Genomic DNA, 4,746 nt, shown 5'->3' with positions numbered 1-4,746 from the left:
GGGCGGCTATGCTGGGGCCTCTGAGACTTGGGGGGCCTCATGAAACCTCACCGCCACAGGATGGTCCGGCCTTGCTGGAAGGCCAGCGGCGTTCGGGCCGATTTCCCATCGGGCCTGGCCCGGTGACGGGTCGGACATCATCGGAACGGGCCGTTGTCGACGGCCTGTTCGAGGCCGCGCTGGCTCCCGAGCTGTGGACCGAAAGCCTGATTGCGCTGTCGGATCATGTCGGCGGCTCGTCGGTCAATCTGATCGTTCTCGACCGGCCGGGGACGCGCCCGGTGATCGAGCATTTCGTCCGCGGCAACGACGACGCCTACGCCTCCTATATCGGTGAGTACATCACCGTCGACCGCAGGGTCCCGCGTGTGGCCGAGGCGCCGGTGAACAAAGTGCTGCTCGAGCAGCATGTTCTCAGCGACGAGGAAAAGCGCACGGACGTGGTCTACAACGAGGTTCTCGCCACCGGCGGGATGCGCAACATGGTGCTGACCAATCTGACGGCCGGTCCGCTCTACATGGGCCTGGGCGTGGCGCCGCGCGACGACGCCGTCCCGTTCGAACCCGACCAGCTCGAACGCATCTCCCGGATTCTGCCCGACCTGCGTCATGCGCTCAGGTTCTCCCTCGCCAATCGCGAGCTCCAGGTGCAGCGAGGCGCGCTCGGCGATCTCTGGGCGCATGCCGGCAAGGCGGTTCTGATCCTCAATTCCGACAGGGGCGTGATATTCGCCAATGGCCGGGCGGAAGACTGCCTGCGCACGGGCCTGATGCGGGTGAGAAACGGACGGCTGCGCTTTGCAGACCGCGCCTCCGATGCGCTGTTGCAGCACTGGCTCGGCCGCCTCGCGGCCTGCCCGGGGGAGAATTTCGGCGAATTCCTTGCCGATCACCCGGCAAGCCGGGCGCAGTTCAGCGTCCGGCTGATCGCGGCCGATCCGATTGTCGCGAGCCTGCCGGTCGGACAGGCCGCGGCCGTCATCGTCATGCTTGAGCCGCTGTCGGAAGCGCTGGTCATCGGACCACGGGAGATCGAGCGGTTCTGCCGTCTCTTCGGCGTCACGGCCGCGGAAGGCCGGGCGGTCGCCGCGGTGGTGGCCGGACGCCCGCTCGAGGAACTGGCCGCGGAAAACCAGATCGCCAAGGATACGGTGCGCAAGCAGTTGAAAGCGGCGATGATGAAATGCGGCGTGTCGAGCCAGAAGGCGCTGATTTCGCGGCTCGAGCGCTTCTGCTTCGTCAGCCTCGCCTAGGGTGCGGCTGCGCCCGGTCAGGCAGACCGGGCGCGGTCCGGCGGTTTAAATTGCGCGGCAAGGGTTGTGCAAACGCCGCCGGACAGTCACATACAGATTGGATCGCCGCGATTGGCGGCGTGCCGCACTGGCATTGATCCCAACAAGGACGACTTCAGTTTGAAAAAGCAAGTACGCACCACCTTCACCGACCGCCGTCAGGATGCCATGGAAGCCAAGCAGAAGCTTCTGGAGAAAATGAAGGCGGCGCCGAAGGCGGATGATCCGGAAATGATCGCCAAGCGCGCCGAGCGCGAGGCCGTGGCCGCCGCGCGCGAGGAACGCCGCGCCGAGCGCGAGCGGCTGAAGGCCGAGGAGCAGGAGCGCCAGGCCGTGAAGGCCGCCGCCGACGCCGAGGCCGCCTATGCGGCCGAGCATGCCGACCGGCTCGCCCGCGAGGCCGACGACAAGGCCCGCGCCGAACGGGCCGTCGCCGACATGGCCGCGATGAAGGAAAAGCGCGACAAGCGCTACGCCGCCCGCAAGGCGCGCTAGAGCTTTCCTTTTACCTCCCCCTTGAGGGGAGGTCGGAGAAGCGAGCGGTAGCGAAGCTGATCCGGGTGGGGGTGATGGGCCATCCGCGAGTTGCGGAGTGTACGGCGACTGCGGTACCCCCACCGGCTCTGCCCGCCCTCCGGGCGGTCAATCGCCTGCCTCCCCTCAAGGGGGAGGCAAGAGTGTCGCACGTTCCGCCCGACCCTCGCACGAACCGACAACTCCAATGCGCGTCATGCCGGACCAGCTCCGGCGCGACAGAGACGAGTATCGCCTCTCCCCCAAGGCTTGTCCCACCTGCGCCCCTATGTCACCCTGCCTCTACTGGCCGGGAGAGGTCGGGCGGCCTATGTTGCATTCCTGACGACACTGTTAGGGAAACGGCATGAGCTATGGACTGACGGCGGAGATCCTTGCGCGGGCGCAGTTCGCCTTCACGATCTCCTTCCACATCATCTTTCCGGCCTTCTCGATCGGGCTTGCGAGTTTCCTCGCCGTGCTCAACGGCGCCTATCTCGCGAGCGGCGACCGGTCCTATCTCAACCTGTTCGATTACTGGAAGAAGATCTTCGCCATCGGCTTCGGCATGGGCGTGGTCTCGGGCATCGTCATGTCCTACCAGATCGGCACCAACTGGAGCGTCTACGCCGACAAGACCGGGCCGGTGCTGGGGCCGCTGATGGCCTATGAGGTGCTCTCGGCCTTCTTCCTCGAGGCCGGTTTTCTCGGCATCATGCTGTTCGGGCGCAAAAAGGTCGGGCCGGGGCTGCATATGTTTGCCACCGCCATGGTCGCGCTCGGCACGCTGGCCTCGGCCACCTGGATCCTTTCGGTCAATTCCTGGATGCAGACGCCCGCCGGCTACGGGATCAACGAGGCCGGCCAGTTTGTGCCCGAGGACTGGTGGGCGATCATCTTCAACCCGTCCTTTCCCTACCGGCTGGTGCACATGGTGCTGGCTGCCTACCTGACCACGGCCTTCGTGGTGGGCGGCGTCGGCGCCTGGCACCTGCTCAAGGGCCGCGCCACCCCGGCGGTGCGCACCATGTTCTCGATGGCGATGTGGATGGCGGCGCTGGTGACGCCGATCCAGATTGTCGCCGGCGACCTCCACGGGCTCAACACGCTCGAGCACCAGCCGGTCAAGATCATGGCGATGGAGGGCCATTTCGAGAGTCATCCCGAGGGCGCGCCGCTGATCCTGTTCGGCCTCCCCAACGAGGCGGAGAAGCGCATCGATTATGCGCTGCAGATCCCCAAACTCGGCAGCCTGATCCTCAAGCACGATCTCAACGCGCCGATGCCCGGCCTCGACACCGTGCCTGAGGCCGACCAGCCGCCGGTGGCGATCGTGTTCTGGAGCTTCCGCATCATGGTGGGCCTGGGCTTCGCCATGCTGGGGATCGGCCTGTGGAGCCTGGTGCAGCGGTTTCGCGGCCGGCTCTACGAGGATTCCTGGCTGCACCGCGGCGCCCTGCTGATGGGTCCGACGGGCTTCGTCGCCGTGCTGGCCGGCTGGATCACCACCGAGGTGGGCCGGCAGCCCTTCACCGTCTACGGCCTGCTTCGCACGTCCGAGTCGCTGGCGCCGATCGCGGCCCCCGCGGTGGGCGCGTCGTTCACCGCCTTCGTCGTGGTCTATTTCTTCGTCTTCGGCGCCGGCACCTTCTATATCCTGCGGCTTATGCACCGGCCGCCGGCGATCGACGAGCCGGATATCGTCGACGGGCCGATCCGCACCGCGGGCGTAGCACCCGGTCCGGCGATGGAGCACGCGCCGGGCGAAACCGGAACCAGGGAGCGCTAGATGGACATCGACCTTCCCTTCATCTGGGCCGGCATCATCGCGTTTGCAGTGCTGGTCTATGTCGTGCTCGACGGCTTCGATCTTGGCGTCGGCATGCTGTTTGCCGTCGAGCCCGAGGAGGAGAACCGCTCGCTGATGATGAATTCGGTGGCGCCGGTCTGGGACGGCAACGAGACCTGGCTGGTGCTGGGCGGCGGCGGCCTGTTCGCGGTGTTCCCGCTCGCCTACGCCACCGTGCTGCCGGCGCTCTACGTGCCGATCATCGCCATGCTGCTGGCGCTGGTGTTCCGCGGCGTGGCCTTCGAGTACCGCTGGCGCACGCGGCGCTGGAAGGCGGTCTGGGACATGGCCTTCTTCGGCGGCTCGCTGGTGGCCGCGCTGATGCAGGGCATCGCGCTCGGCGCGCTGGTGCAGGGCATCGAGGTCGAGGGCCGCGCCTATGCCGGCGGCTGGTGGGACTGGCTCACCCCGTTCTCGGTTCTCACGGGTGCTGCCGTCGCCATCGGCTATGCGCTGCTCGGCGCCACCTGGCTGGTGATGAAGACCGAGGGCGGCATGCACGACCGGATGCGGGCGCGCGCCAAACTCCTCGGCATCGCCACGCTGGCGCTGATCGGGCTGGTGAGCCTGTGGACGCCATTCCAGGAGCCGCTCTATTTCGAACGCTGGTTCGCCTGGCCGACGGCGATCTTCTCGTTTGCCGTACCGGCGCTGGTGGCGGCCCTTGCCTGGGCGCTGTTCGCGGGCCTCGCGGGCGGCCGCGACCGCGCCCCGTTCCTGGCTTCGCTGGGCCTGTTCGGCCTCTGCTTCGCCGGCATCGGCATCAGCTTCTACCCCTTCATCGTGCCGCCCTACCTCACCATCGCCGAGACCGCTGCGCCCGAGAGCAGCCTGTGGTTCACGCTGGTGGGATTCCTCGTCCTGATGCCGCTGATCCTCGCCTACACGGCCTATGCCTATTACGTCTTCCGCGGCAAGCTGAACCCCGACGAGGGTTACCACTGATGCCGCCCATCGCCCGCCGGCTGGCGTGGTTCGTGGGCCTCTGGCTCGCCGGCGTGGCGGCGCTCGGCGTGGTGGCCTATGGGCTGCGGCTGGTGATTTTGTGAGGGGGGCACTTCACCTCCCCCTTGAGGGGAGGTCGGAGAAGCG

General features: G+C 67.1%; 5 protein-coding genes. All 5 read left to right on the top strand.

Annotation, left to right across the window (positions count from 1 at the left end):
* Positions 1-122: 122 nt before the first annotated feature.
* Positions 123-1,253, top strand: coding sequence for a helix-turn-helix transcriptional regulator (locus LL06_RS19310; protein ID WP_152599680.1), 1,131 nt, complete (start codon positions 123-125; stop codon positions 1,251-1,253).
* A 159-nt stretch (positions 1,254-1,412) separates the two neighbouring features.
* Positions 1,413-1,787, top strand: a complete 375-nt coding sequence (locus tag LL06_RS19305; RefSeq protein WP_035530610.1) for a DUF6481 family protein — start codon at positions 1,413-1,415, stop codon at positions 1,785-1,787.
* Between the two features lie 385 nt (positions 1,788-2,172).
* The gene (locus LL06_RS19300; protein WP_035530608.1) at positions 2,173-3,594 is read left to right on the top strand and encodes a cytochrome ubiquinol oxidase subunit I; all 1,422 of its coding nucleotides are present in this window, start codon (positions 2,173-2,175) and stop codon (positions 3,592-3,594) included.
* Positions 3,595-4,599: a cytochrome d ubiquinol oxidase subunit II gene (cydB, locus tag LL06_RS19295; RefSeq protein WP_035530604.1), complete on the top strand. Its 1,005-nt coding sequence runs from the start codon at positions 3,595-3,597 to the stop codon at positions 4,597-4,599.
* Positions 4,599-4,703 carry a DUF2474 family protein gene (locus LL06_RS26995; protein WP_081964079.1) on the top strand — a complete coding sequence of 35 codons (105 nt, stop codon included), beginning with the start codon at positions 4,599-4,601 and terminating at the stop codon, positions 4,701-4,703. The genes cydB and LL06_RS26995 overlap by 1 nt, the downstream gene beginning before the upstream one ends.
* Positions 4,704-4,746 lie beyond the last annotated feature (43 nt).

The organism is Hoeflea sp. BAL378, assembly GCF_000759435.1.
In the GTDB taxonomy this organism is placed as follows: domain Bacteria; phylum Pseudomonadota; class Alphaproteobacteria; order Rhizobiales; family Rhizobiaceae; genus Hoeflea.
Note: the sequence above shows the minus strand (reverse complement) of the source record. Positions and strands in the feature narration are given on the sequence as shown.

Bases quoted from the DNA above. Each gene is read 5' to 3' on its own strand.
- LL06_RS19300 (WP_035530608.1), top strand. From the start codon at position 2,173: ATGAGCTATGGACTGACGGCGGAGATCCTTGCGCGGGCGCAGTTCGCC.
- cydB (WP_035530604.1), top strand. From the start codon at position 3,595: ATGGACATCGACCTTCCCTTCATCTGGGCCGGCATCATCGCGTTTGCA.
- LL06_RS26995 (WP_081964079.1), top strand. From the start codon at position 4,599: ATGCCGCCCATCGCCCGCCGGCTGGCGTGGTTCGTGGGCCTCTGGCTC.